Origin of the sequence: Carboxylicivirga agarovorans (assembly GCF_050589845.1) — a bacterium.
Taxonomy (GTDB): domain Bacteria; phylum Bacteroidota; class Bacteroidia; order Bacteroidales; family Marinilabiliaceae; genus Carboxylicivirga; species Carboxylicivirga agarovorans.
This window is the reverse complement of record NZ_JBNGPA010000001.1, coordinates 453107-477182: the sequence shown is the minus strand read 5'-3', so window position 1 is coordinate 477182 and position 24076 is coordinate 453107. Positions and strand designations below refer to the sequence as shown.

General features: G+C 39.2%; 23 protein-coding genes. 13 read left to right on the top strand and 10 right to left on the bottom strand.

Annotated features, from left to right (window positions below; translation table 11 throughout):
* Window positions 1-4: 4 nt before the first annotated feature.
* Both cysS and ACRD69_RS01855 read right to left on the bottom strand, forming a co-directional pair.
* On the bottom strand, window positions 5-1480 hold the full coding sequence (cysS, locus tag ACRD69_RS01860; protein WP_430813360.1) for a cysteine--tRNA ligase: 1476 nt from the start codon (window positions 1478-1480) through the stop codon (window positions 5-7).
* 259 nt (window positions 1481-1739) lie between these two features.
* Entirely contained in the window at window positions 1740-2555 is an 816-nt protein-coding gene (locus ACRD69_RS01855; protein WP_430813359.1) for a toxin-antitoxin system YwqK family antitoxin, read from the bottom strand.
* 203 nt (window positions 2556-2758) lie between these two features.
* Here ACRD69_RS01855 and rnr point away from each other — a divergent pair, with 203 nt between their 5' ends.
* The 4 genes from rnr to ACRD69_RS01835 all read left to right on the top strand — a co-directional run bounded on the left by rnr (window position 2759) and on the right by ACRD69_RS01835 (window position 7511).
* Window positions 2759-4918 (top strand): ribonuclease R, encoded by a 2160-nt coding sequence (rnr, locus tag ACRD69_RS01850; protein WP_430813358.1) that lies wholly within the window; start codon window positions 2759-2761, stop codon window positions 4916-4918.
* Between the two features lie 142 nt (window positions 4919-5060).
* Complete coding sequence (locus ACRD69_RS01845; protein ID WP_430813357.1) at window positions 5061-5672, top strand: TetR/AcrR family transcriptional regulator; 612 nt, start codon at window positions 5061-5063, stop codon at window positions 5670-5672.
* Window positions 5673-5713: 41 nt separating this feature from the next.
* Window positions 5714-6631, top strand: coding sequence for a homoserine O-acetyltransferase MetA (metA, locus tag ACRD69_RS01840; RefSeq protein ID WP_430813356.1), 918 nt, complete (start codon window positions 5714-5716; stop codon window positions 6629-6631).
* Window positions 6632-6698: 67 nt separating this feature from the next.
* Window positions 6699-7511 carry an HAD hydrolase family protein gene (locus ACRD69_RS01835; protein WP_430813355.1) on the top strand — a complete coding sequence of 271 codons (813 nt, stop codon included), beginning with the start codon at window positions 6699-6701 and terminating at the stop codon, window positions 7509-7511.
* Here ACRD69_RS01835 and ACRD69_RS01830 read toward each other — a convergent pair.
* Genes ACRD69_RS01830 through ACRD69_RS01820 form a run of 3 tightly spaced genes read right to left on the bottom strand, consistent with a single transcriptional unit; the run spans window position 7498 to window position 10493 of the window.
* Window positions 7498-8310 carry a DUF3108 domain-containing protein gene (locus ACRD69_RS01830; RefSeq protein WP_430813354.1) on the bottom strand — a complete coding sequence of 271 codons (813 nt, stop codon included), beginning with the start codon at window positions 8308-8310 and terminating at the stop codon, window positions 7498-7500. The two genes, ACRD69_RS01835 and ACRD69_RS01830, sit on opposite strands and share 14 nt — an antisense overlap.
* A gap of 45 nt (window positions 8311-8355) precedes the next feature.
* Window positions 8356-8667 carry an MTH1187 family thiamine-binding protein gene (locus tag ACRD69_RS01825; protein WP_430813353.1) on the bottom strand — a complete coding sequence of 104 codons (312 nt, stop codon included), beginning with the start codon at window positions 8665-8667 and terminating at the stop codon, window positions 8356-8358.
* Window positions 8667-10493, bottom strand: coding sequence for an Ig-like domain-containing domain (locus ACRD69_RS01820; RefSeq protein WP_430813352.1), 1827 nt, complete (start codon window positions 10491-10493; stop codon window positions 8667-8669). The genes ACRD69_RS01825 and ACRD69_RS01820 overlap by 1 nt, the downstream gene beginning before the upstream one ends.
* A 271-nt stretch (window positions 10494-10764) precedes the next feature.
* On the opposite strand from ACRD69_RS01820, the gene ACRD69_RS01815 reads away from it, so the two are divergent.
* Window positions 10765-11652 (top strand): hypothetical protein, encoded by an 888-nt coding sequence (locus ACRD69_RS01815; protein ID WP_430813351.1) that lies wholly within the window; start codon window positions 10765-10767, stop codon window positions 11650-11652.
* A gap of 102 nt (window positions 11653-11754) precedes the next feature.
* On the opposite strand, the gene ACRD69_RS01810 is transcribed toward ACRD69_RS01815, so the two are convergent.
* The 3 genes from ACRD69_RS01810 to ACRD69_RS01800 form a co-directional block, all read right to left on the bottom strand.
* Window positions 11755-12207, bottom strand: coding sequence for a hypothetical protein (locus ACRD69_RS01810; protein ID WP_430813350.1), 453 nt, complete (start codon window positions 12205-12207; stop codon window positions 11755-11757).
* A gap of 197 nt (window positions 12208-12404) precedes the next feature.
* Window positions 12405-13484 carry a glycosyltransferase gene (locus ACRD69_RS01805; RefSeq protein WP_430813349.1) on the bottom strand — a complete coding sequence of 360 codons (1080 nt, stop codon included), beginning with the start codon at window positions 13482-13484 and terminating at the stop codon, window positions 12405-12407.
* A gap of 41 nt (window positions 13485-13525) precedes the next feature.
* Window positions 13526-14305, bottom strand: a complete 780-nt coding sequence (locus tag ACRD69_RS01800) for a radical SAM protein (protein ID WP_430813348.1) — start codon at window positions 14303-14305, stop codon at window positions 13526-13528.
* A 308-nt stretch (window positions 14306-14613) separates the two neighbouring features.
* Between ACRD69_RS01800 and ACRD69_RS01795 the strand changes: the two genes are divergently transcribed.
* The 7 genes from ACRD69_RS01795 to ACRD69_RS01765 all read left to right on the top strand — a co-directional run bounded on the left by ACRD69_RS01795 (window position 14614) and on the right by ACRD69_RS01765 (window position 20119).
* Window positions 14614-15735, top strand: a complete 1122-nt coding sequence (locus ACRD69_RS01795; protein WP_430813347.1) for a DNA polymerase III subunit — start codon at window positions 14614-14616, stop codon at window positions 15733-15735.
* Between the two features lie 40 nt (window positions 15736-15775).
* Window positions 15776-17059 carry a PSP1 domain-containing protein gene (locus ACRD69_RS01790; RefSeq protein ID WP_430813345.1) on the top strand — a complete coding sequence of 428 codons (1284 nt, stop codon included), beginning with the start codon at window positions 15776-15778 and terminating at the stop codon, window positions 17057-17059.
* Complete coding sequence (locus ACRD69_RS01785; protein ID WP_430813344.1) at window positions 17037-17525, top strand: gliding motility lipoprotein GldH; 489 nt, start codon at window positions 17037-17039, stop codon at window positions 17523-17525. The genes ACRD69_RS01790 and ACRD69_RS01785 overlap by 23 nt, the downstream gene beginning before the upstream one ends.
* Window positions 17526-17533: 8 nt before the next feature.
* Window positions 17534-18322 (top strand): tRNA (guanosine(46)-N7)-methyltransferase TrmB, encoded by a 789-nt coding sequence (gene trmB, locus ACRD69_RS01780; protein WP_430813343.1) that lies wholly within the window; start codon window positions 17534-17536, stop codon window positions 18320-18322.
* Between the two features lie 2 nt (window positions 18323-18324).
* On the top strand, window positions 18325-18663 hold the full coding sequence (locus tag ACRD69_RS01775; protein WP_430813342.1) for an MGMT family protein: 339 nt from the start codon (window positions 18325-18327) through the stop codon (window positions 18661-18663).
* 92 nt (window positions 18664-18755) lie between these two features.
* On the top strand, window positions 18756-19862 hold the full coding sequence (locus tag ACRD69_RS01770; RefSeq protein ID WP_430813341.1) for an Mrp/NBP35 family ATP-binding protein: 1107 nt from the start codon (window positions 18756-18758) through the stop codon (window positions 19860-19862).
* Window positions 19863-19870: 8 nt separating this feature from the next.
* Window positions 19871-20119 carry a NifU family protein gene (locus ACRD69_RS01765; protein ID WP_430813340.1) on the top strand — a complete coding sequence of 83 codons (249 nt, stop codon included), beginning with the start codon at window positions 19871-19873 and terminating at the stop codon, window positions 20117-20119.
* A 59-nt stretch (window positions 20120-20178) separates the two neighbouring features.
* Here the strand turns inward: ACRD69_RS01765 and bla are convergent, their stop codons facing one another.
* Both bla and ACRD69_RS01755 read right to left on the bottom strand, forming a co-directional pair.
* The gene (bla, locus tag ACRD69_RS01760; protein ID WP_430813339.1) at window positions 20179-20934 is read right to left on the bottom strand and encodes a subclass B1 metallo-beta-lactamase; all 756 of its coding nucleotides are present in this window, start codon (window positions 20932-20934) and stop codon (window positions 20179-20181) included.
* Window positions 20935-21071: 137 nt separating this feature from the next.
* Window positions 21072-23297 carry an amino acid permease gene (locus ACRD69_RS01755; protein ID WP_430813338.1) on the bottom strand — a complete coding sequence of 742 codons (2226 nt, stop codon included), beginning with the start codon at window positions 23295-23297 and terminating at the stop codon, window positions 21072-21074.
* A 349-nt stretch (window positions 23298-23646) separates the two neighbouring features.
* Here ACRD69_RS01755 and tsaE point away from each other — a divergent pair, with 349 nt between their 5' ends.
* A complete protein-coding gene (gene tsaE, locus ACRD69_RS01750; protein WP_430813337.1) occupies window positions 23647-24072 on the top strand; it encodes a tRNA (adenosine(37)-N6)-threonylcarbamoyltransferase complex ATPase subunit type 1 TsaE in 426 nt (141 codons plus the stop codon).
* Window positions 24073-24076 lie beyond the last annotated feature (4 nt).

The window sequence follows — 24076 nt, the reverse complement described above, 5'->3', positions numbered from 1 at the left end:
TGTATTATTTTACGCTCCATTCGAAGCCGTCTTTTGTGTCTTTAATTGTAACGCCCAGTGCCTGAAGCTCATTTCTGATCTTGTCGGCGGTAGCCCAGTCTTTGTTGGCTTTGGCATCTACTCTTAAATTCAATAACAAGTTAATGGTTTCTGATAATAATTCATCATTGCCTCCTGAATTACTATCAGCATCAACTGATAATCCAAGGATATCAACCACCATATTGTTCATTAACTGCTTTAATGTTTCGAGGTCAGCTTCATTAAGACTTGCTTTACCAGCAAGCATACTGTTAATGTTTTTAACGCCATCGAAAAGGTGAGCAATTAATATCGGTGTGTTTAAGTCATCGTTCAATGCAGTATAGCATTTGTCGCTTAATTCCTTAACACTAAAGCTTGAAGATTGACCGGCAGATAATTTATCCATGTTACTGCAGGCATCAAGCAATCGTTCCATTCCTTTTTGCGAAGCCTGGAGGGCTTCGTTTGAAAAGTCAAGAGTACTGCGATAGTGTGCCTGCATGATAAAGAAACGCACAGTCATAGGGCTGTAGGCCTGCTCCAGCTTTTCATGATCACCTGAGAACATTTGTTCTAATGTGATAAAGTTGCCCAACGATTTGCCCATCTTTTGTCCGTCAATGGTAATCATGTTATTGTGCATCCAGTAACGTGCGGGTGTGTGTCCGTTACAAACTGTACTCTGCGCTATTTCACATTCGTGGTGCGGGAATAACAGGTCCATGCCTCCTCCATGAATGTCAAACTCAGTACCCAGGTACTTGGCGCTCATAGCCGAACATTCAAGGTGCCAGCCAGGAAAACCGTCACTGAATCGAGATGGCCAACGCATAATGTGCTCAGGGGCAGCTTTTTTCCATAATGCGAAATCAAAGCTGTTTCGCTTTTCAGTCTGACCGTCCAGTTCACGTGTTGTACTTAACAGGTCTTCGATGTTACGACCTGAAAGTGCACCGTAGTTATGGTCTTTATTATATTTTTCAACGTCGAAGTAAACCGAGCCGTTACTTTCATAAGCCAGGCCTTTTTTAAGTATATCTTCAACAATTTCCAACTGTTCAATGATGTGTCCTGATGCACGTGGTTCAATACTTGGCTTTTGTACATTCAGTTCATCCATGTATGAATGGTAGCGATCGGTGTAATATTGTACCACTTCCATTGGTTCCAGTTCCTCCAGGCGTGCTTTTTTAGCAATTTTATCTTCACCAACATCACCATCGTTTTCAAGGTGACCAACATCGGTAATATTACGCACATAACGCACTTTAAAGCCGCTGTGCTTAAGGTATCTGAAAAGTATATCAAATGTAATGGCCGGACGCGTATGGCCTAAATGAGGATCTCCGTAAACAGTTGGTCCACATACATATAAACCAACGTGCTTGGGGTTGATTGGTTGAAACTCTTCTTTCTTCCGAGATAGGGTGTTGTATAGAAATAATTTATTTTCCATGCTTGCTCAAACCTAATTGTGGTGTTTTTAACAAGCCGCTAAATTACAAAAAACCTTGTTCCCACGAACACTATTTCAGTAGTTTAACCCGGATTATGTATTAGAATGTTGTCATGAACAGTGAAAGTACAATAAAACAAGGTTTTATAGAAATAAGGCATAGCCCCGTCCTGCTGAGTTAAGATTGCACGTTTAATACTTTTAAAATCTGGAAATTGTATCAATGAACCGCTAAATCTTACGCTTGTGAATTGATGGTTTAAAATACTTCAGTTTTAATGATGTTGCCGTTTTGATAGTGAATGACTTTAGATAGTTCATTCTGGCTGTCATAAAAGCAATGTTTGCCTGTGAAAATTTTACCGTTGACAAAAAAGCCTTGTTTTTCAACTAATCCGTGCAGATTGTATATGGTGTGATTACCTGTGCCTTTAAACGTACTTGCTGTTCTGGCTTCTGCCATTTCTTGTCGTGGTGCCACTTCTTTGGTTGTAATAACTTCAGTAATGGCTTTGTTTTCCTGGAACTCACCATCGTTGTATACACGCTCTGTAACCAGCTTTCCATCATCATCAAATATCTTTAAAGTACCGGTCGCTTTACCCTCGTTCCACTCACCTGTATACTTTAAGGTTCCATTATCATGGTAATATTTTTGTGTGCCTGTTCGTTTCCCTTTTTCATCATAATTCCAATCATAGGCAAGGCTTCCGTTCTTATTGTAGAACTTATAATTTCCTTTCCAGTGATCAATGTGCCAGATGCCCTGTTCCGATATTAAGCCACTTTCGTAATAAAATACTGCTGGCCCTATTGCTTTACCGTTCTTGTAGGTTATTTTATGCTTTATTTTCCCGTCGGGATAGTAGCTGATCCAGCTACCCTTTTTTTTGTTGCTTGTGTAAATACCCTGCTCCAGTATCTCATCACCCGAATTGTTGAATTTAATCCATAATCCTTGTTTCAGATTGTTAATATCGGTGTAGTTGATTGTATCTCCTTTGTATAACTCATATGATTGGGCTATACAATTGAAGCTAACTGTCAGTAGTATAATGATTAAGTAATTTCGCATTTTTTCAATATTGGGTGTTAAGAAGCCAAACAAAATGACTTGCTGGAACTTTTTATACTGATAATATGAAGAAAAGGTTAGCATAAATTGGAGGGAATTACGATTGGATTTATTTTATACCTTTGGGTAGTGCTCCCGAAACCAATAAAATCAATGCTTATGCATGGAGATTGACATAACCTTAAACCACAAATGAAATTAAAATGGTAAAGAAGAAAAAGAAAAAGCCATCCCGAACAGATGAGCTGAGACAATTAATACAAGGACTGTTTTTTAATAACCCCAAACGAACATTTAATTATAAACAAGTGGCGTCGTTGTTGGAAGTGAGGAAAAAAACAGGGCGTCAGAAGGTACAGATTATATTAAGTGATTTGTTTGAATCGGGTTACCTGACCGAAGTAGCAGCAGGTAAATATAAACTCTTAAGTCGAGGGTCTACAATAACCGGAGTTGTTGATATGACAGCTTCAGGCTCGGCATACGTTGTTCCTGATGAGGAAAATGAAGGTGGCGATATTTTTATTCCACGCAATAATATGAACCAGGCGCTTAACGGCGATCATGTAAAAGTATTTATGCATGCCCGCCGTCGTAACAGGCAGCCTGAAGGTGAAATTATCGAAATTTTAAAACGCAAACGTGACTCTTTTGTAGGAGTCATGCAAATATCACGTGGACTGGCCTTTTTAGTTGTAGATGACCGTGTAATGTCGCATGATATCTTTATTCCCGGGAAGAGTTTAAAAGATGCTAAAGACGGACAAAAGGCGATTGCCCGTATAGTAGAATGGCCTGAAAGAGCCAAGAATCCTATAGGTGAGATCGTTGATGTTTTAGGTGATGCAGGCGATCATCATGCAGAGATGCATGCTATTTTGGCTGAATTCAATTTACCTTATCGATACCCACAGGAAGTGATAGATGAAGCTGAAACAATAAATGCTGAGATCACTGAAGAAGAGATCAAGAAGCGTCGGGATTTTAGGAATGTTACCACCTTCACCATTGATCCTGTAGATGCCAAAGATTTTGATGACGCCCTTTCTGTTCAAAAGCTTGAAAACGGACGTTGGGAAGTGGGTGTGCATATTGCCGATGTAACCCATTATGTGCAACCAAAAACTCTACTGGAGAAAGAGGCGTATGAACGTGCTACTTCAGTTTACCTGGTCGACCGCGTCGTGCCGATGCTACCGGAGCGCCTAAGTAATTTTATTTGTTCGCTGCGACCGCATGAAGAGAAATTGTGTTTCTCCGCTGTTTTTGAAATGGATGATGATGCCAATATTCACAATAGCTGGTTCGGACGAACAGTGATTTATTCTGACCGCCGTTTCACTTACGAGGAGGCACAGGAAATTATAGAAACAGGAGAGGGTGACTTAAAGGATGAGATCTTATCATTGGATAAACTTGCTAAACAATTGCGGGATAAACGATTTGCACAAGGGTCAGTCGGTTTTGAACGTATTGAAGTGAGGTTTAAGATCGATGATAAAGGCAAACCATTAAGTGTCTATTTTAAGGAATCGAAAGATGCCAATAAGCTGATTGAAGAGTTTATGTTGCTGGCCAATAAAAAAGTAGCTCAGCTCATAGGTAATAAAGAGATGGATAAGGGACGACGAGGAAAGGCCAAAACATTTGTATACCGAATCCATGATGTGCCCAACCCTGATAAGTTTGAAAACTTCGCATCCTTTGTTCGTAAGTTTGGATATGAAGCCATGCCTAAAGGTGCCGAGTCAGTTAGTGCTTCATTGAACCGTTTGTTAACGCAAGTGCAGGGTAAAGGTGAGCAAAATATGATTGAAACACTCGCCATCCGTACCATGGCTAAAGCTGTTTATTCAACACACAATATTGGTCACTATGGTTTGGCGTTTAAGCACTATTCGCATTTTACTTCGCCAATCCGCCGATACCCGGACATGATGGTACATCGCCTGCTGCAACGCTACCTCGATGGCGGACGCTCGGTTAATGAAGAAACATACGAAGAGATGTGCGAGCACAGTTCGGATATGGAGCAACGTGCTGCAGATGCCGAACGTTCATCCATCAAGTACAAGCAGGTTGAGTTTATGAAAGATCACCTGGGAGAAGAGTTTGATGGAGTTATTTCCGGTGTTACAGAATGGGGCTTGTATGTTGAGATCATTGAAAATAAATGTGAGGGAATGATTCCAATACGAGACCTGGATGATGACTTCTATACATTTGATGAAGATAATTATTGTTTGGTTGGCCGTAAATTCAATAGAACATATCAGTTGGGTGATCAGCTAAAGATATCGATTGCAAGTGCTAACCTGGAGAAAAAGCAATTGGATTTTGCATTGGTTGAGGAGAAGAGGTAATTCGACCAAATGGTTCAGTGATTTTTAATGAGCAGCAAATCAGAGGTATAAGAGTTTTAATTTTAGAATCGTTTGGTCTGTGCTTTTGATTCGAGAAAAGTATTTTTATTTTTGTGCTTAAATACTTACTAAAAATACCGGGATGACTATAGGAGTTGCTTATCCGTCAGAAACGACAAGTGACGGAATGCGCATTGCAATTATTGAGGCGGCCAGAGAGCTGTTTGCAAAATTTGGCTACAAGAAAACAACCATGGAAGATATTGCCCATGCGTTGCGTAAAGGAAAGAGCTCGCTTTATTATTATTTTAAAAATAAAGAGGAGATCTTTCAGGCCGTAATTGAAATGGAAAAAGACATACTTTTTACCGAATTGAATAAAGTAGTTGACTCAGAGTTAAAGCCAAAAGATAAATTTAAAGAATACGTTATCACCCGCATGAAAACCATTCATATGCTGGAGAACTATATGAAGGTACTGAAAGACGACGCGCTAGGTGTATACGATTTCTTTGATAAACTAAGAGGTAAAGGAGAAGCAGAAGAAGCACAGCTTTTAACTAAAATGCTGGAAGAAGGACAGAAAGACGATAGTTTTCAGGTGAAGAATGTGAATATGGCTGCAGTCGCAATTGCCATCGCCTTAAAAGGTCTGGAAGGTCCTCTTTTTCAGGCATTAGATAACTTTGAAGATTTTAAAGTGCAGATCGATAATATTTTAAATATTCTGTTTTTTGGAATAGTTAAAAGATAATACTGGCAAAACATTAACCACCACACAACTAATACCACCATATGCCAATTAAAATTCCTGATGCGCTGCCGGCACGCCACGTGCTGGAAAATGAAAATGTTTTCGTTATAGGCGAAACGCGCGCTTTGCATCAAGATATAAGGCCCCTCAGAATTTTGATATTGAATCTGATGCCTTTAAAAATAGCTACTGAAACACACCTGTTAAGAGCATTATCAAATAGTCCGCTGCAGGTTGAAGTTGATTTTTTAATGACTTCAAGTCATGTTTCAAAAAATACTCCAAGAGAGCATTTGTTTGCCTTTTATAAGGTGTTTGACGAGGTGCGTGCCAACAAGTATGATGGTATGATCATAACCGGTGCACCTGTTGAACTGCTGGATTTTGAAGAGGTGAATTACTGGCCCGAATTACAGGAGATAATGGATTGGAGCAAAAACAATGTGACCAGCACCTTTCATATCTGCTGGGGTGCTCAGGCTGGTTTGTTCCATCATTTTGGTATCAAAAAATATCAACTCGACAGTAAAATGTTTGGCGTATTCAAGCATACTGTTGAAAAAAGGGAAGAGCCATTGATGCGCGGATTTAATGATCTGTACCATGCCCCCCATTCACGTTATACCGAGGTAAAAGAGAGTGAGGTACTATCTCATCCTGATTTGATCTTACTGTCGAAATCAGATATGGCCGGTGTTTACATGGTGATGTCGAAAGATCGTCGTCAAATATTTGTGACCGGTCACTCAGAATATGATGCATCGACCCTAAAAGAGGAATACGACCGTGATGTGGCAAAGGGTTTGGATATTGCCATACCAGAGAATTATTTTCCTGACGATAATCCTGATAATGAGCCGATGGTCTTGTGGCGAAGTCACGCCAGCTTGTTATATTCTAACTGGCTTAATTATTACGTTTATCAGGCCACTCCTTATCAATTGGATCAAATACAATAGTATACATCCTGGATAATAAGGCTATAGTGCAGGAGGAACAGACCAATATTGAAAATTAATTTGAAAGATGAAACAATTAGTTGCAAGCGACCTGGATGGAACAATATTGGCACGAGATCATGATTTTAATGCCAAGGATTTATCAGTGTTTAAAATGTTGGGAGAGAATGGTGTTGTAAGGGTTGTGGCAACAGGTCGTACCTTGCAGTCAGCCTTTAGGGTTTTACCTGATGATTTTCCGATTGATTACCTCGTGTTTTCATCCGGAGCCGGCATATATTGCTGGAAAACAAAGAAATTATTAAAAACGTGTCATCTTGGCTATAAAAAGACCAAAGATGTGGTTGAGGTTTTTAAACAGTTTCATGTTGAGTATACATTACATCATCCAATACCTGAGAATCATTTGTTTTTCCATCCTGAAGGAAATGATCCGCATCCCGATTTTGAACGCTACCTTGAATTTAATCATCCGCATGCGGAGGTGATCAATGGTTCCGTTCCGGAACTGGACTATACGCAGACACTTGCTTTTATTCCTGATATAGATACATATAAGGCAATTGAGAAGCAATTGTCTGGTGTGAAAGTGGTGAGGGCTACCTCACCAATTGATGGTGTTAGCATCTGGATGGAATGTTTTAATACTGAAGTTTCTAAAGCCAATGGGATATTGGAGGTTTGTCGACTGGAAGGTGTAGATGCCATTAATGTTTCAGCTATTGGTAATGACTACAATGACCTGGATATGCTAACAACATTCAAAAGAACCTTTGTTGTTGGTAATGCGCCTGATGACCTGAAGAGGCGGTTTACAATTTTAAAAGATGTTTATCAGGCGCCATTAATGGATTGGAAAGAGCGATTTACATCTTTTTAATCTCGGCAGACATTGGGTAACGTGTATTGAAGGCATCTACAAAAACAGCTTTTACTGAGCCGATAAGAATTTTTGCCTCAACTATTATGGGAATGCGGTTGGCATCATCGGTTACCCAAACTGTCATATCTTCCCCGCTTTTGAATATCGTTCCTTCAACTAAAAGTGGTGAAAATTTCAGACAATTGAACTTGCGTCCGTCCCGGTTCTTAATAGTTTCTTTTCCAAGGTAACGAATATAAATGTCATGTATTTCTCCATCAACTACCATGCTGATAGGGATTTTTTCATTTACCTGGTATTGTGTATAATCGATATTACGTGCTTTGTACACCATTGTCAGCAGATCAAAGGAACAGTCTTTCCATTGCAGAATGGTGTCGCGTCGAGCCTCCTTTTCCTTTTTTATGCTTGCATTAATTTGCCGTTTATCCCTGTCAAACTGATATAGATAGCTTGCATGATAGCTACCTTCATTGGTGATACGCTTAAATTCATAAGGCTCAAGGTGAAGTGTGTCTACAATGGTTTCAAAGGTATCACGTACCTTAAACAAGATATCGTATGAAGAATAAGTGGCACCATGAGCCTTTAAATGATAGGCAGGTACATCATTAACTTTAAAATCTTCAACGGTAAACGAAACCTGCCCCGCATTAAGCCATATAAATCCCCAGTTATAATATGCATGGTAATTAACAACTTCACCCGATTTAAAGGATGTGTTAATGTCATCGCACTGGGCATTAATGTGCAGGCTCAATGTCGTGAAAAGCACTGCTGAAAGTAATTTCTGCATAAAAATAATTTAACGGCAGTTTGCTATCAAAAACAGTGCCCCGAATTACTTATTGACTTCACCAATTTTAGCTTCAATTGATGCAATTTTACTGGCTATTCGCATTCCTTTGTTTTTCTGAGCATCAATGTTAATCGAGCAATAGATACGATTGGAAACCGGTTCAAGAATATCATAGCTTTCCTGTACTATTTGAAGAGCCTGCTCCATGGTATCGGTTTCAATGGTTGTGCCCATGGGATTTAACTTATAACTAACACCACTCTCTTTAATGTGGTTAATTATCTGACTCACATATTTACTTACGCTGTCTCCTTTGTCGGTCGGAAACATGGCAAAATTAAGCAGTACTGACATTATTCTTCTTTTTTCTTAGGTTTACGAAACTGTCTGGAGAAATTATCAACGTTGAACAAGATTGGATCCCAGGTGCCATGATTGTCTTCCCAGTTTTTGCGAACATTTAATTTCTTAGGGAAGTAATACATTTGTTCGGGTTGTATACGTTCGTAGTAATTACCACTATCCCATTCGCCATTCATATTTTCATCAACAACAATGCGTAACATGTATTCGCCAGGGTTAATATAGCGGAAACCAATTTTACCAGTTTCGTTGCGAATGTATTTTTGTTGTACAATAATGTCCTTTCGGTTGATAAGTTGAACCAGCCAGTTTTTTTGAGGATTTAATACCTGGATGCGTATCAGACCATAACTATCCACCGATTTGACAGAAAATTGTGCGTTGATCGAGTCATTGTATAAGCCATAGATATCAAATATTGCAGCTGAGTCAATAATCATTTCGTATTTAATGCCCGGTTCCCAGTCGCTCTTAATGGTGTAGTTAAGTATTTGATGCTCGTTGTGAATAAATTCAAAGGCTTGTTCCTCAGGTATTGTGTCTTTATGATTGTACAATTTTATCGCTTTCGTATCAAAGGTTGTTGCCGGAGCCGGCAATGAGAAGTGAAACTGACCAAATACATCCAGCTTGTTTTTAACATTTTTCAATTTAATGGTTGGAATAGGCTCCGGTTCTTCATCTTTCTTACGTCTTTTTTTCTTTTTGTCCTTCACTTCAAAAAAGTACATGGCTATTGTATCTGTTTTGGTGAATGGATTATCCAGCGTGTCACGCATTGGATAGCTGATCGAAATTGATAAAGAGTCCTGGTTGTAATAGGTGCTATCCCTTAACCAGAAGGTAACCGTATCGTTCATGGCAGATCGATCCATGAAAAAAACATCTCTTAAATCATCTTTGCCTGTCAATGATATTTTCGCGTCTTCTTCCAGTGGACGATTAAAGTAGTAGGTTAGTTTAGCACGCTCTTTGCGCTCTTCGCTGACCAGGTATTGCTCTTTATAATCGTGTTGAAACTTAAACAACTGCAGACTATCAGGTGTATAAACCAGTTTTTCATAATAGCTGATTGAATCTGTTTCTAAAGAATCGATACGTATGGTATCGGCAAAAGTACGGTACTCAAAACCTGGTTCAACAATAATGTCTGACCATGCCATAGCTTCACCTGGCTGATCAAATTTATTATTACGATTGGCATCATCAAGCGCGTAAATACGGTACTTACCCGGACTGACATTACGTATGTTAAAACGTCCCAGTGAATTTGTTTTTGCTATACGTATTGGAACCAGTGTTTGAATGGCCGTGTCGTTCAGGTTTTTGTGCAGGTAAATAAGAACACCTTCAGAAGGAGAAAGGTCATCGGCATCGTAAAGATTACCTGAAACCTGCAGTGAATCTATGTATTCGCCTGTTGAGAATGAAAATGAGTAGTTTTCTAATACATTTCCTTCATTATTGTCAACAATAGCATCGGCAAAGTCAAGTGTGTAGGTTGTATTTGGCTGTAATTCTTCATCTTCAAAATCAATTATCAAGCGATTGCCCCGGGCTTCAACAATAGGTTGCTCGTTAACCGGAGGTGAAACAATAAACTTGCTTCGGTAGTCTTTTAACTGAATCAGTTCATCAAACTCAATATAAACGGTGTTTTTTTGATAATTTAAAGCATTGGCCTCGGGTATTGACTTAACAACAACAGGAGGATTTTCATCTTTGATGCCTCCGCTAGGCATTCCTACGTTTGCACAATACCAAAATAATTGAGAGATAACAGCGATTATGGCCAGTTGAAATATTTTTTTCTTCAAAACAGCTACTTTTTAATTCTTCACAAATTTATATAATAGTTCGATAGTTTATAGTGTGTAATACTTATTTTCAGTAATTGGTAACAATTGAGGTTGGATTGTATCTATAATTCCTTTGTAAATAGTTTGTTGGTTTGATTGCAATAATTCCAATAAGCATGTCGATTGCAGGATATGTTATTGAGCTAACGGTGCAACTGTATTGACAGTCATTGCAGGCACGTTAAAAAATAATAACTTTGTGTTCAGACTCAAAAGTAGACTGTTAGTTATGGAAAATACAAACAAACCATCGTCGAATAAACTGGTATATATTATTGGCGGTGTTGCTGTAGTTGTTATTGCTGTTTTATTATTCTTTTTTATCAGTAACCGTCAGGAGTACCGTGCGGTTGTTGAAGAGATGACTGAAGAGAAAGTGTTGTTAACAGAAGAGTTTCAGGAACTGGCTTTGGATTATGATTCATTGCATAGTAATAATGATACATTAAACCTGATGCTGGAGCAGGAACGTGAAAAGATTACCCATTTAATTGAAGAGATTAAAACTATAAAAGCGACAAATGCCCGGAAAATAAGAGAGTACAAAAAGGAATTAACAACTCTGAGAGGCGTAATGCGCAATTTTGTTATTCAGATCGATTCGCTTAACCGGCGTAATGAGGAGCTGACAAAGGAAAATATTAAGTACCGAAAGCAGCACGATCAAATAGCACAGTCATATAAGGAGCTTGAAGAGGTTAAGAAAACCCTGGATAAAAAGGTGGAGATAGCATCGCAGTTGGAAACCAGCAATATTGAAACCCAGGGTTTAAATGCAAAAGGGAAAACTACTAAGAAAGCCAGAAGTGTTGCAAAGATACGCATGTGTTGTACCATTAATAAAAATGTAACAGCTCCTGTTGGTATTAAAACAATTTATGTGCGTATTCAAAGACCGGATGAAGTGTTGTTAATAAACTCAAAGGATAATGTATTTACCTATGAGGATCAGGAAATCAACTATTCAGCCAGTCGTGAATTTGAATATGGTGGTGAAGATGTTGATGTCTGTGTTTTTTATGCAGCTGCAGATGGTGAATTGTTAGGTGGCGTATACACAGTTGATGTTTTTGTTGATGGTTTTAATATTGGAACCAGTACCTTCGAATTGAAATAACACTACCTTATAAAATAATAAAAAACGGGAAGCCAGATGGCTTCCCGTTTTCTTTCCTGTCAAGTAGTAATTGTATCCCACTTGCGCCATTTGTTTTGCTGACTAGGCCAGCTGCTTCTTCTTGTAGAAGCCCCCATTTGATTCGGATGTGATATAATCGTTATCCTCAGTTTGCGTTGCCAATATCCTGGCCGAAGCTTCAGGATAGTTTAAAAAGCTTTCGTAAAATTTAACTTGTTCAAAGTAGTTAAGCTTTAACTTTGTTGGACTCATTAAAAATCGACGTGTCCAGAAATCTACAGGATCATACATGTTGATAACCTGCAATCCTTTTATCTTCAAAAAATAATCAAGTAATAACTCCTTGTTGTATTTTCCTTTGGTAATTTTAACTAACGATTCTAATATGGCTTCTTTTTCATTATCTCCTTTTGGAAATAATAACTTTTCAAGTTCTTTGGATGCATAACGTTCAGCCAGCAAGGCGATGCCTTTTTTCCAGAACCATAGGCCGAAAGCCAATAGTAATAATAATGTTATTAGTAACGTTGTCATTTTGTCTTTAATATATGTCCTACAATACCTGTAAGAGTTCGGTTTAGATAGAATTAACTTTAGATGAAAATTAAACTCACCTTTGATGTGCAATTCCGATTATAGATACTGACATAAGACGTAAAGGTTACATTTTTATTGACGAGATGACCTTAATTCAGGATGAATGCCTTTAAAACAAGTTTGAAACCGATTAACTACTTTTTTAGAGGCAGGGAGGGAAGCTTAAATCCGGGTGTTTGAATCGTTTTGTTTAAGTTGTTGTCATGCTTCAGTTTGGCGGGTAAATGTCCTTTCTTTAATTCGCTTTGACTGATTGATTGAAAGCCGAATAAGGTGCAGGCTCTTTGTGCCAGGTACTCCTGTTCATACTGACCTGGTGTAGGAATTAGCAATGCGGTTCTGTTACACAGCATTAAATCCATTAATGTGGAATAGCCTGAGCGGCAAATAATATATTTACTATTGTTAATGAGTTGATTTTGTTCTTCTGCCGTGCAATGTGGTAGCAGCGTAATGGTGCCGATCTGTGCCGTTTTTTTATCAGGACGTGCACAAAGAATGGTCGTTTTAAGCTGGCTTTGCCTAAGCTGATCGATGAGTATTTGTTCCAATTGTGTTCGTTGTGGTTCAGGACCCGATAAAATGATTAGTACATCTGTTGAAAATGCTCTGCTTGTATGAAGCATTGGGTTTAAGCGTGACAGATATCCAATGTACTTGTATTTTAATCGTTTTGCCGGAGTCGATAAAGAACCCGATAGCCTGGGTTCGTTCGTGTTATCAGGAATCCAGCATTCATCAAATTGCTTTATTAGTCTGGTTGAGATAGCCCGGGTGAAAGGGCGTATCCAGCTTAGGTATTTTCCGGGATATGGATTGGTTTGATGAGTAATAATTACTGAAGATACTTGTTTTGAATAAATTCCATATCGATTGTCGGATATGAGCAAATCAATCTTATGTGATTTAATCAATTTATTAACGGCGACATGTTCTTCATTTAGAGCTCTAATAAATGATGGTACCTGTTTTAATAGTTTGAACCATTGAAATTGGTGGTGTGAAAGCGATACATTGAAGCCAGGAAGCAAAATCCAGTCCAGTTCAGGAAAAGCATTTCGTAACACCGACAGAGAAGCACCTTCACCTGCGATTATCACATAATGGCCTTGCTTAATAAGCGCACTGATAACCGGTATTAAACGTGTGGCATGACCCAAGCCCCAGTTCAGAGGACTGACTAATATGCGTCGATGTGATTTAACTTCTGCCACATTACAAATATAATAATATGCATGAAGCAGGCTTTACTATGTTAGCCGGAAACCGAAACAGTAAAACCTGATTTTTCAGCTCGTTGTGCTATTTCCTTTAGTTTATCCAAGGGTACCTTTTTAAGAGAATTGTAGGGGGTATCGCGCTCAATGGTGTATATCATCACTTTCTCAGGTTGTATCTCTTTTAGCGCGTCGAGCCACGAACTGATGTCTGCTTCTGTTGTATTGTCGACGTCAACACCATTCATCTCTCCGGCTACAAACATGGTTTGAATAATTAAACGACCGTTAAAATCTTTTAATTGACTGATGGTTTTATTCAGGTCGAAAGGATAATTGGGCTGATCCAGTCGTAAAATGGTTTCTTTTAATCCGGAGTCCAGTTTTTGAATGTTGTCTTCTATTTTCAAAAGTGCTTTTACAACTTCCGGTTTGTGCAGTCGCGAAGCATTGGAAAGAACTGCTATACGGGCTTCCGGGCAAAACTGATCGCGTAGCTCTATCGTGTCGTCTATAACACCACTGAATTCAGGATGTAATGTTGGTTCGCCATTGCCGGCAAATGTTATGACGTCTGGCTTAAGATTATCTTTCAGCATGCCCTGTAGTTTGTTGAAAAGAGCTGTTTTGACTTCTTTCCGGGTTGGCATTTGTCCGCTTTTATCACCCAGTTCACCATTTAAACCACACTCGCAATAAATACAATCAAAAGAGCATATTTTGCGGTTAACAGGAAGTAAATTCATTCCCAGTGAAACACCAAGTCGACGACTATTGACGGGACCAAAAACAATTTCATCAAACAAAAATGTAGACATGCTATATAATTTTGTGCAAAGGTAATGGAATCTATGTAAGTATTGCCTTAACTGATGTAAGTCATTATTGAGGAGAAGACTGTTGTTTTAGTGGCCGCAATACTATGTCATTTTACCGGAAAGCAACCGTTGCATATGAATGGAAGATTTTCTGTTTCACCGCTTATTAAGCCCTATAGCTTTAAAAGATGATGCCTTTCTTTTATCTGCATAAGGCTGAAATATGCCAAAGGAATTAAGAGGCCTGACGTCATTTTCCACAACCAACTAAATTGCTATCTTTGATGACTTGAATTTTAGGCAGCTTCATGAAGTTTAACGAGGTAATAGGACACGAAAGAATAAAGAAACATTTGGTGAACATGGTGAATGAAAACCGTGTTAGCCATGCTCAGTTATTCGGCGGACCCGAAGGTGTTGGGAAAATAAACCTGGCTTTGGCTTTTGCGCAGTATTTAAACTGTCAGAACCGTCAGGCAAATGATTCATGTGGAGAATGTCCTTCGTGTTTGAAGTATGCAAAACTGATTCATCCTGATTTGCATTTTGTTTTCCCAGTTGTAAAAAGCACAAAACATAAAAATCCTGTTAGTGATTCATATCTTAATGAATGGCGTCAGTTTGTGCTGAATGAACCATATTTTAACATTCGACAGTGGTTTACCTTTCTTGAAGCAGATAAACAAGGCTTGATATACAGCCAGGAGAGTCAGGAGATTATCAAGAAGTTAAGCCTGAAAACATTTGAGGCCAAATACAAAGTGATGATTATCTGGCTGCCCGAAAAGATGCATGTGGCGGCTTCTAACAAATTGCTTAAGTTGCTTGAAGAACCCCCTGAAGGAACGGTTTTTCTGTTAGTGTCAGATAATCCAAATGATATTTTGGGAACCATTCAAAGTCGCGCCCAGCGATTAAATATTCCCGCTCTTGAAATTTCAGACATTGCCGCAGCCCTTAAAAAGGAATATGATATAAGCGATGAAGAGAGCCAGCGTTTTGCAAAACTGTCGGTTGGCAACTTTGTTGCAGCTAAAGAAATTGTAGGACAGGGTGCAGAGCGTGCATACTTTTTTGATAAGTTTGTAAGTATGATGCGTTTGGCATATCAGCGAAAGCTCTTTGATTTAATTGACTGGTGTGATGAAATGAACAGGCAGTCTAAAGAAAGGCAGAAGAATTTCTTTGATTTTGCCCTGCGTTTGATTCGTGAAAATTTTATGATGAACATTCAGGAACAGGATTTATTGTATCTTACACCTGAAGAAGAGAATTTCTCGGCACGATTTTCACCATTTATTAATGATGGTAACATCTTGCAATTGAGTGAAGAGTTTAGCCTGGCGCATTCGCATCTTGAACAAAATGGGAATGCTCGTATTATATTAATGGACTTATGCCTGAAAGTAATTATGCTTTTAAAGCAATAGTAGGTTCACAAGGTCTTAGAGCCTTTTATTTATTTTTTTTATGGAAGAAGTTATTCAAGATACTGAAAAGCAGAGTTGTAAAAGTTGTTCGAGCCGTTGCGGTAAACTTAATGTTTACGATTGGCTGGAGGATTTACCTGATACAATTAACACAACTGATATTGTTGAGATACAATTTAAAAACACACGTAAAGGATATTTTCGAAACAGCAATGCCCTTCGCATTCAAAAGGGTGATATTGTTGCTGTTGAGGCATCTCCGGGGCATGACATTGGAACCGTTACTTTGACGGGCGAATTGGTGTTGCTGCAGATGAAGAAGCACAACATTAACCTCGAGACCTTTGAGTTCAAACGTGTTTATAGAAAGGCCAAGCCTGCCGATGTTGAAAAGTGGGAGGAAGCACGTGCACTGGAGCACGAAACAATGCTTGAGTCGCGCCGCATTGCTGAGCGATTAAACCTGAATATGAAGATCGGTGATGTGGAATATCAAGGTGATAAAACCAAAGCCATATTCTACTATATTGCTGACGAACGTGTTGATTTTCGCCAGTTAATCAAGGTCCTGGCAGAAACTTTCAGGGTGCGGATTGAGATGCGCCAGATTGGTGCACGACAGGAGGCGGGCCGTATAGGGGGTATTGGTCCCTGCGGGCGTGAACTATGTTGCTCAACCTGGATGACTAATTTTGTTTCTGTGACAACCAATGCCGCGCGTTACCAGGAAATATCTCTTAATCCTCAAAAACTGGCAGGTCAGTGTGGAAAACTGAAATGTTGCCTTAATTACGAGCTGGATGCTTATATTGATGCTCAGCAGGATTTCCCTAAAACAAATATTGTTCTGGAAACAGTTGACGGCAGTTATTATCACTTTAAAACGGATATTTTCTCCCGTACCATGTGGTATAGTACAAGTAAGGATATTCCTGCGGGTATTGTTTCTGTTTCGGTTGACAGAGCCAAAGAGATTATTCGTTTAAACAGGAAAGGCAAAAAAGTTGATAAACTGGCCAATGAAGCGCCAAAAGTATTTGTGGCAGAACCAACCTACGACAATGTAATCAGCCAGGAAAGCCTGACTCGTTTTGATGAGCAGAAAAAGAAAAAACGTCGACCTGGCAGGAGGCGTAATGGAGGTCAGCAAACTGAGGGAAAATCGTCTGGCAGTAAGCAACAAGACAGAAAAACAAACGAAAGAAAACAGGGCGGTAATCAACAGCAAGGAGAGAAAAAGCCTTATAACAAATCAAAGAGAAGGTATCGACCAAATAATCAACGCAAACAACAAGGAGGCGATGGGCAAAATAAAAAGCAATAGTATTATTGGTGCATTGCTACTGATTATTATTGTTCTGAGTAGCTGCGATAAAAATGTTGTATTTGACCAGTATGTGACTATTCCTGACGGAGGATGGAATATGGATTCAATGGCTGTGTTCAAGGTTGATATACAAAGTAGCGAACAAGCCTATAATGTATTGCTGAATGTGCGTAATTATTCCAATTATCCAAATAGTAATCTTTGGTTGTTTGTTGATGTAATAAGCCCATCAGGTAAAGCCATGCAAGATAAAGTAGATTGTGTGCTGGCTGATGAAACAGGGCGCTGGCTTGGATCGGGCTGGGGGAGTTTGTACCATGTACAGGTACCTTATCAGATTGGTGTTAAATTTGCTGAAACAGGCCAATATACCTTCAGAGTTGTGCAGGGGATGCGTGATGAGGACATCAAGGGAATACATAATATTGGCTTGAGAATAGAAGAAGCAGAAGCTTTAAAATAAGAATAGAAGTGGGAAAGAATAAATTGAAAAAGTTTGCCGAGATGGCAACCTATGATCATGTGTTTGAAGCCGACTTTAGTGAGTTAGATGGTGAATCCTTTTCAAAGAAAGGAAAGTGGCACAAAGAGTTCTTTAAAAATGACAATCCCCTTGTGCTGGAGTTAGGTTGCGGAAAAGGAGAATATACCGTTGGATTGGCTGAATTATTTCCAAACAAGAATTTTATTGGAATTGATATAAAAGGAGCCCGCATGCACCGTGGTGCTACTGACTCCAAAAATAAAGGATTGAAAAATGTCGCATTTGTAAGGACGCGAATTGAATTTATCACCTCCTTTTTTGCCGAAAATGAAGTGGATGAGATATGGCTCACATTTCCCGATCCACAGATGAAGAAAGTGAATAAAAGGCTTTCTTCAACCCGCTTTCTTCAATTGTACAAGCAGTTCCTAAAACCCGGAGGTTTGGTGCATCTTAAAACTGATTCAAAGTTTTTGTATACCTACACTTCTGAAATGGTGAAGGAAAATAAATTCACTGTTGAGGTCAATGAAAATGATTTATATGGTTCGGGATACGATGATGAAATATTATCTATTCAGACTCACTATGAATCAAAGTGGCTTGACCATGGACTATCCATTAAATATCTAAAGTTCCGTATGGAAGATCGGGAAGAATGGATTGAACCGGATATTGAAATTGATTTTGATGACTACCATAGCGCCGGTCGTGGAGTGGTAAAAGAAAAAGAATCGATAAAAAATAATCCGCTGTCACGGAAAAAAGGTAAGTAGCAATGGCCAAAAAAGAGTCTGATTTTTTTGACCGGGTATACCAGGTGGCTGAGTTGATTCCACATGGAAAGGTTACCAGTTATGGCGCTATTGCCAATTATATTGGTAGTTACCGTGGGGCGCGCATGGTAGGGTGGGCCATGAATAAATGCAGCACCTGGCATCGATTTATTCCAGCGCACAGGGTTGTGAACAGTAAAGGCATATTAACCGGCAAGCATCATTTTCCAGGAGGTGAAACAATGAAAGAGCTCTTGGAAAATGAAGGGGTGATCATTGAAGATAATCAGATTGTTAATTTTGACGCAGTTTTTTGGGATCCTTCCAAAGAGTTGCTGTAAAGCATTAATATAAGGTGAAAGAAGAGAAAGTGAGTTTCTCTTTTTTTTATACCTTTGAGTCTAATTTTTACAAGGTTTAAATAAAGATAAGCATGGAATATTATCCTAATCTCATAATGGATGCATTAAAACACGTTGTGCATCCGGGTAAAGGTAAAGATATTGTGACGCTAGGCATGGTAGAGGATGACTTGCGCATTGACGGTAAACGAATAAGCTTTAGCTTGTTGTTTGACAGAGCTAATGATCCGATGGTTGGTTCAATTAAAAAAGCTTGTGTGCAGGCTGTAAAAACCTATGTTGATGAAGCTGCTGAGATTGAAGGAAACATTTATGTGAAAGTAAAACCAAAAGAAAAACCAGCAGAAACAAAAGCTTTACCCGGTGTAAAGAATATTATAGCTGTTGCCTCAGGTAAAGGGGGCGTAGGGAAATCAACAGTTACATCGAACCTGGCAGTGGCCCTGGCAAAAGCTGGTTATTCTGTTGGTTTGCTTGATGCTGATATCTTTGGTCCTTCAGTACCTATTATGTTTCAAACCGAAGATGCTCGTCCGGTACTGGAGAAGATAAATGGAAAAGATAAAATTATACCGGTTGAGAAGTATGGCGTCAAAATGTTAAGCATTGGTTATTTTGTTAATCCCGATGACGCTCTTATCTGGCGTGGTGCAATGGCTACAAATGCCATTCGTCAACTGATCAACGATGGTAACTGGGGAGAACTTGATTATTTATTAATTGATTTGCCTCCGGGAACAAGTGATATTCACCTGACTATTGTTCAGACCATAAGTATTACAGGGGCGGTTATTGTTTCAACACCACAAAACGTTGCACTGGCCGATGCTGTTAAAGGTGTGAGCATGTTCCAAAGTAAAAATATTCAGGTGCCTGTGCTGGGCTTGGTTGAAAATATGGCCTGGTTTACGCCGGCTGAATTGCCTGATAACAAATATTACATCTTTGGTAAAGATGGTGGTAGTAAACTGGCCAATAAAATGGGCATTCCTCTGTTGGGACAAATCCCATTGGTGCAAAGTATCCGTGAAGGTGGTGACGCTGGTGAACCGGCAGCTTTGAATGATGCTTCAGTAACAGGTTTGGCCTTTGCTGATTTAGCTCAAAAAGTTGTAGAGTGTGTTGAAAAACGCAATGCAACTTTACCTGAAACCAAAATTGTAGAAATGAAGAAATAAGATAAGCCATGGGAGAGAATAAAGTAGAAATTGTTCAGCAGGTTGAAGCAGCACTGGAAGAGATTCGACCTTACCTTAAGGGTGATGGTGGTGATATTAGCCTGGTTGAAGTAACAGATGATTTTGTGGTTAAAGTGCGTTTAGAAGGCTCGTGCGATGGATGCCCTCTGAGCATGCAAACCTTAAAAGGGGGCGTTGAAATGGTTGTTAAAAAATCTGTTCCCCAAATTACAGAAGTTATAGCCGTTGAGAATTAGATAAACAAGAAGCCGGGAATCAAATTAAGATTTCCGGCTTTCTTTTAATTGATCATATTTTACTTCGATCCTTGTTTCTCCTTATGTTTTCTCACGAGTGCAATGGTATGGCTTAATAATGAAGCATCGCCAACCGAACCATGACCGGGGACAACCACTTCCAGGTCCGGGTAGGCATACTGAACTTTCTCAACAGTTACATCCCATTCGTCAACAACAGCGTCTGACAGGTTGCCTAAACTACGCGAATGAACTGATTTTACCAGACATCCTCCAAATAGAATTTTTTGCTCGGGCAACCAAACGGTGATATTGTCAAATGAATGTCCCGGGCCAAAAAAGCGGCACTCGATCGGTATTTCATTGAAGAGACAATCGTATTCTTTATCAAATCCAATCCCGGGGACAGGTAAGTTTTCTTCCTTGCACTTTTCAATGGTCAGATTTGATGCCAGGGATTTTGAACCGATGCTTTGCAGGTATTCCAGACCACCTATGCAATCATCATGAAAGTGACCTGCTATATGTGCTCTTATTTTCACATGTAAAACGACCTGCAAGTAGTCCGTAAGTTCTTTTGTTTGCTTATTATCCATTGGAGTATCCACCAATACAGCTTCTCCATTTTTTATAATGAGCAGACCATTATTTGAGAAGCGTCCCCATTTTTCAGAGTCAACCCATGAAATGTGTATAAAAACAGAATCGCTAAGATGTACCAGTTGCAGGTTGTGATTAATTGTGGTGGTGTCTGTTTGAGAAAAACATGGGAGAGCTGATAAAACGCCTATGATTATATATAAGAGGTATTTCATGATCGAAACATTTAGATGCATACCTGTAAAGATATTAACTTTCACCAATGTCCGCAATCAGGCAATCGGCAAAAGATTCTTCATTTAATGCTTAATTTGTCACTTAAAACAAACATGAGTGCCGTTGAGAACTCAGTTTATTCGATTATTTGCTGACTATTGGCGTTTACAAACAAGATATCACCCATATTTTCGAAGCCATTGAACACATCAGCCCCACTGTGTTTAATTTGCTCTTCTCTGAATCCTATTATTGTTAATCCTGCATTGGACGACCTTTCATTAATCAGTTTTTGATTGGCTGTTTGATCATCTCTTGCTATTATTTCAATGTTAGACAAGGTGATAGGTAAACGGCCCGATTGAACCAGCTCACTTAGTTGTTTTCTTGTCAACGCTATTTCGTCGGGTTCGCAAATGCTGAATATTTTCACATAACCTTTTCTCCAGTCGGGGTGTGAAAGAATGATAAAACCAAGTAATATCATCAGGTTGGCATTTAATATATCAATCGGTCGGATCCAAATATGAATACCGTTTTTAAAGTTTGTGTTTCTACTGGCGTCAGAAAATACACAAACGTCGTAATTTCCCGCTCTTGTTAAACTAATGTTGTCGAGTATGGAATTGATTGCTTCGGTTTCACTTCTGCGGTATTCAAAAATGACCATGTTGTTTTCCATTCCACTGATGCTTGGGCTTTGAATAGCCTGAGCAATTGCGGTTGTGTATGATGGCGATATCATACAATCAACATACAGGCTGCTTTCTTCATCATGATGCTCTGATATGAGCTGATCAACAATTTGCTTTGCTTCCATTGTTGTTGCTGATGAATAATACCCTTTTAAAAAGTGAAAATAGGTTCCAAAGCCATGTTTATAGGATATCCATTTCATCAGATCAAATACCTTGCTGTGTGAAAATGAGTTGGCAGAGATACAAATAGCTGAAGGCCTCCACTCTGTTTCATCAGGGTGGCGACTTCTGTTCTTTTGCATGTATAGTTGTATGCGTCTGCTAAGTTGAAATAATGCCCCCAGAAATATTTTCTGAAGTCCACCACGTTCTTTATGGATGTAGTTAAGGTAGAGGTATAGCAGAGTAATCAATGTATAGGCCAGTATTGTATAGAGGGCATCGATTTTAAACATTACCCATACCGATAACAGAAAGCCCATGAGAGAAATTGCCCAATGCGATTTAAACTGAGGACGATAAGATGGGGAGGCTCCAAAGTGATTTAAAAAGGAGATCAGGCACAATGAGCCATAGGTGATCATGAAAAACATGGAAATGATCTGCGCAACAAAATCGACTTCACCCATTAAGACAAATACCAATGCAATGCCTATTGTTATCAGTGTAGCATTAAAAGGTTCATTGTTTTTACCCTTTTCTTTAGACAACCACAAGTTGATTCGCCTTCCCGGAAAACTTCTGTCTATCGCTAAGGCCTGCAATGTGCGGGGGGCAACCAAAACAGAGCCAATGGCCGACGAAATTGTCGATGCCCCAAGTCCAAGAGGAATAACAATAGCTCCTAATACAGCAACATTGGCCATAGCCAGTTGCGATTCGGTCATTTCTTCTGGCGTAAGCGAAACCGAAAACTTATAAATGATGCCGGCGTAAATAATCATACCGATAATAGTTCCCCACATCGTTCCCCTGGGGATTGATTTCTTCGGATTCTTTAAGTCACCACTCAAGCCAACACCTGCTGTCATACCGGTGAATGCAGGGAAGCAAATGGCAAACCAGATAAAGAACTGATTCTTGTTGTTAAAAATGAAATTAGCCTGGTAATTACCGGCTTCAGAATAATCAGTCTGACCTATAAAGAAAAGAGTAATGGAAATAAACAGGATCACCACAACGGTATAGAGGGTTTTTATTCCCATATCCGAACCTTTTTGAAGAACTATATATGATAATGCCAGTAAAGCAGGGATACTGACAACCTGTTTTGGTAAGTCTATATTAAATGCGTTAAGAGCCATGGCAAACAGAGGTTGAAAAGCCTCGGTGAATGCTATAATGTAAAAAGCCACACTTATGGCTTGTGAAAAATACAGGGCAATACCGATTGTAGCTCCAATATTAAGACCAAAAGAACGGGAAATGATAAAGTACTCGCCACCGCCTTCTACGCGTGTATTGGTTGCTATTTCAGATATGGCCAAAGCAGTAGGAATCGTAATCATATGTCCTAAAACGATAATACCTAAGGCACCGTAAAAGCCCAGGTTACCAACAGCCATGCCAAAACGCAGAAATAATATCGCCCCTAAAATGGTTGATATAGCAGTAAAAAGAACAGGGGCGGTGCCAAAGCTTTTTTTGTTTTTTGGATTACTCATTGTGAATACTGACGTAGAATGATTGCTTTTTATGTTTATCAAATATATGAAATTATAATTCATGTAATCAGGTGCTGTTGTTCATTACTTGTTATTGAATAGGGAAAATTGGATATTGCAGCTTTGATTGGTGTCTTCATTTATTAAACCTTTGATCAAGGTAATGCATCGGTCCTGATTTATTTCTGTCGCATCCTGTTTGGGTGGGGCATGTGGTTTAACCTGGTAAAGTAGTGCTTATCGACCCAAGGTAATATGTTGATAAGCATTCAGGAGGGATTAAAGCAGAAGGTTGTATTGCTATTTCAATCACTTCAGCTATTTTTGCCTGAGTTACAATTTTTGGATAATGATAGATACATTTTACATTGACTCGCTGGATAATATTAATGCTGTAGCAGCCGATTTTTTATCAAAATATAAAGATGAGCGGGTGCTGGCTTTTTACGGACCAATGGGAGTTGGTAAAACCACATTTGTTAAAGCTCTGTGCGAGGAGCTGGATGTTGAGGATACGGTAAACAGTCCAAGTTTCGCTATTGTAAATGAGTATCACACGCATACAGATGAGGTTGTTTATCATTTTGATTTTTACCGTTTGAAAGAGGAGGAAGAAGCCTATGATATGGGCTATGAAGATTATATGTATTCCGGGCATTACACCATGATCGAGTGGCCTGAAAAGATTGCTTCATTGTTACCTCCCGGACGTCTTGAATTAACGCTTGTTGAAGAAGAGGACGGAAGACGCCGTATCATTGTAGAGAAGGTTTAAACTG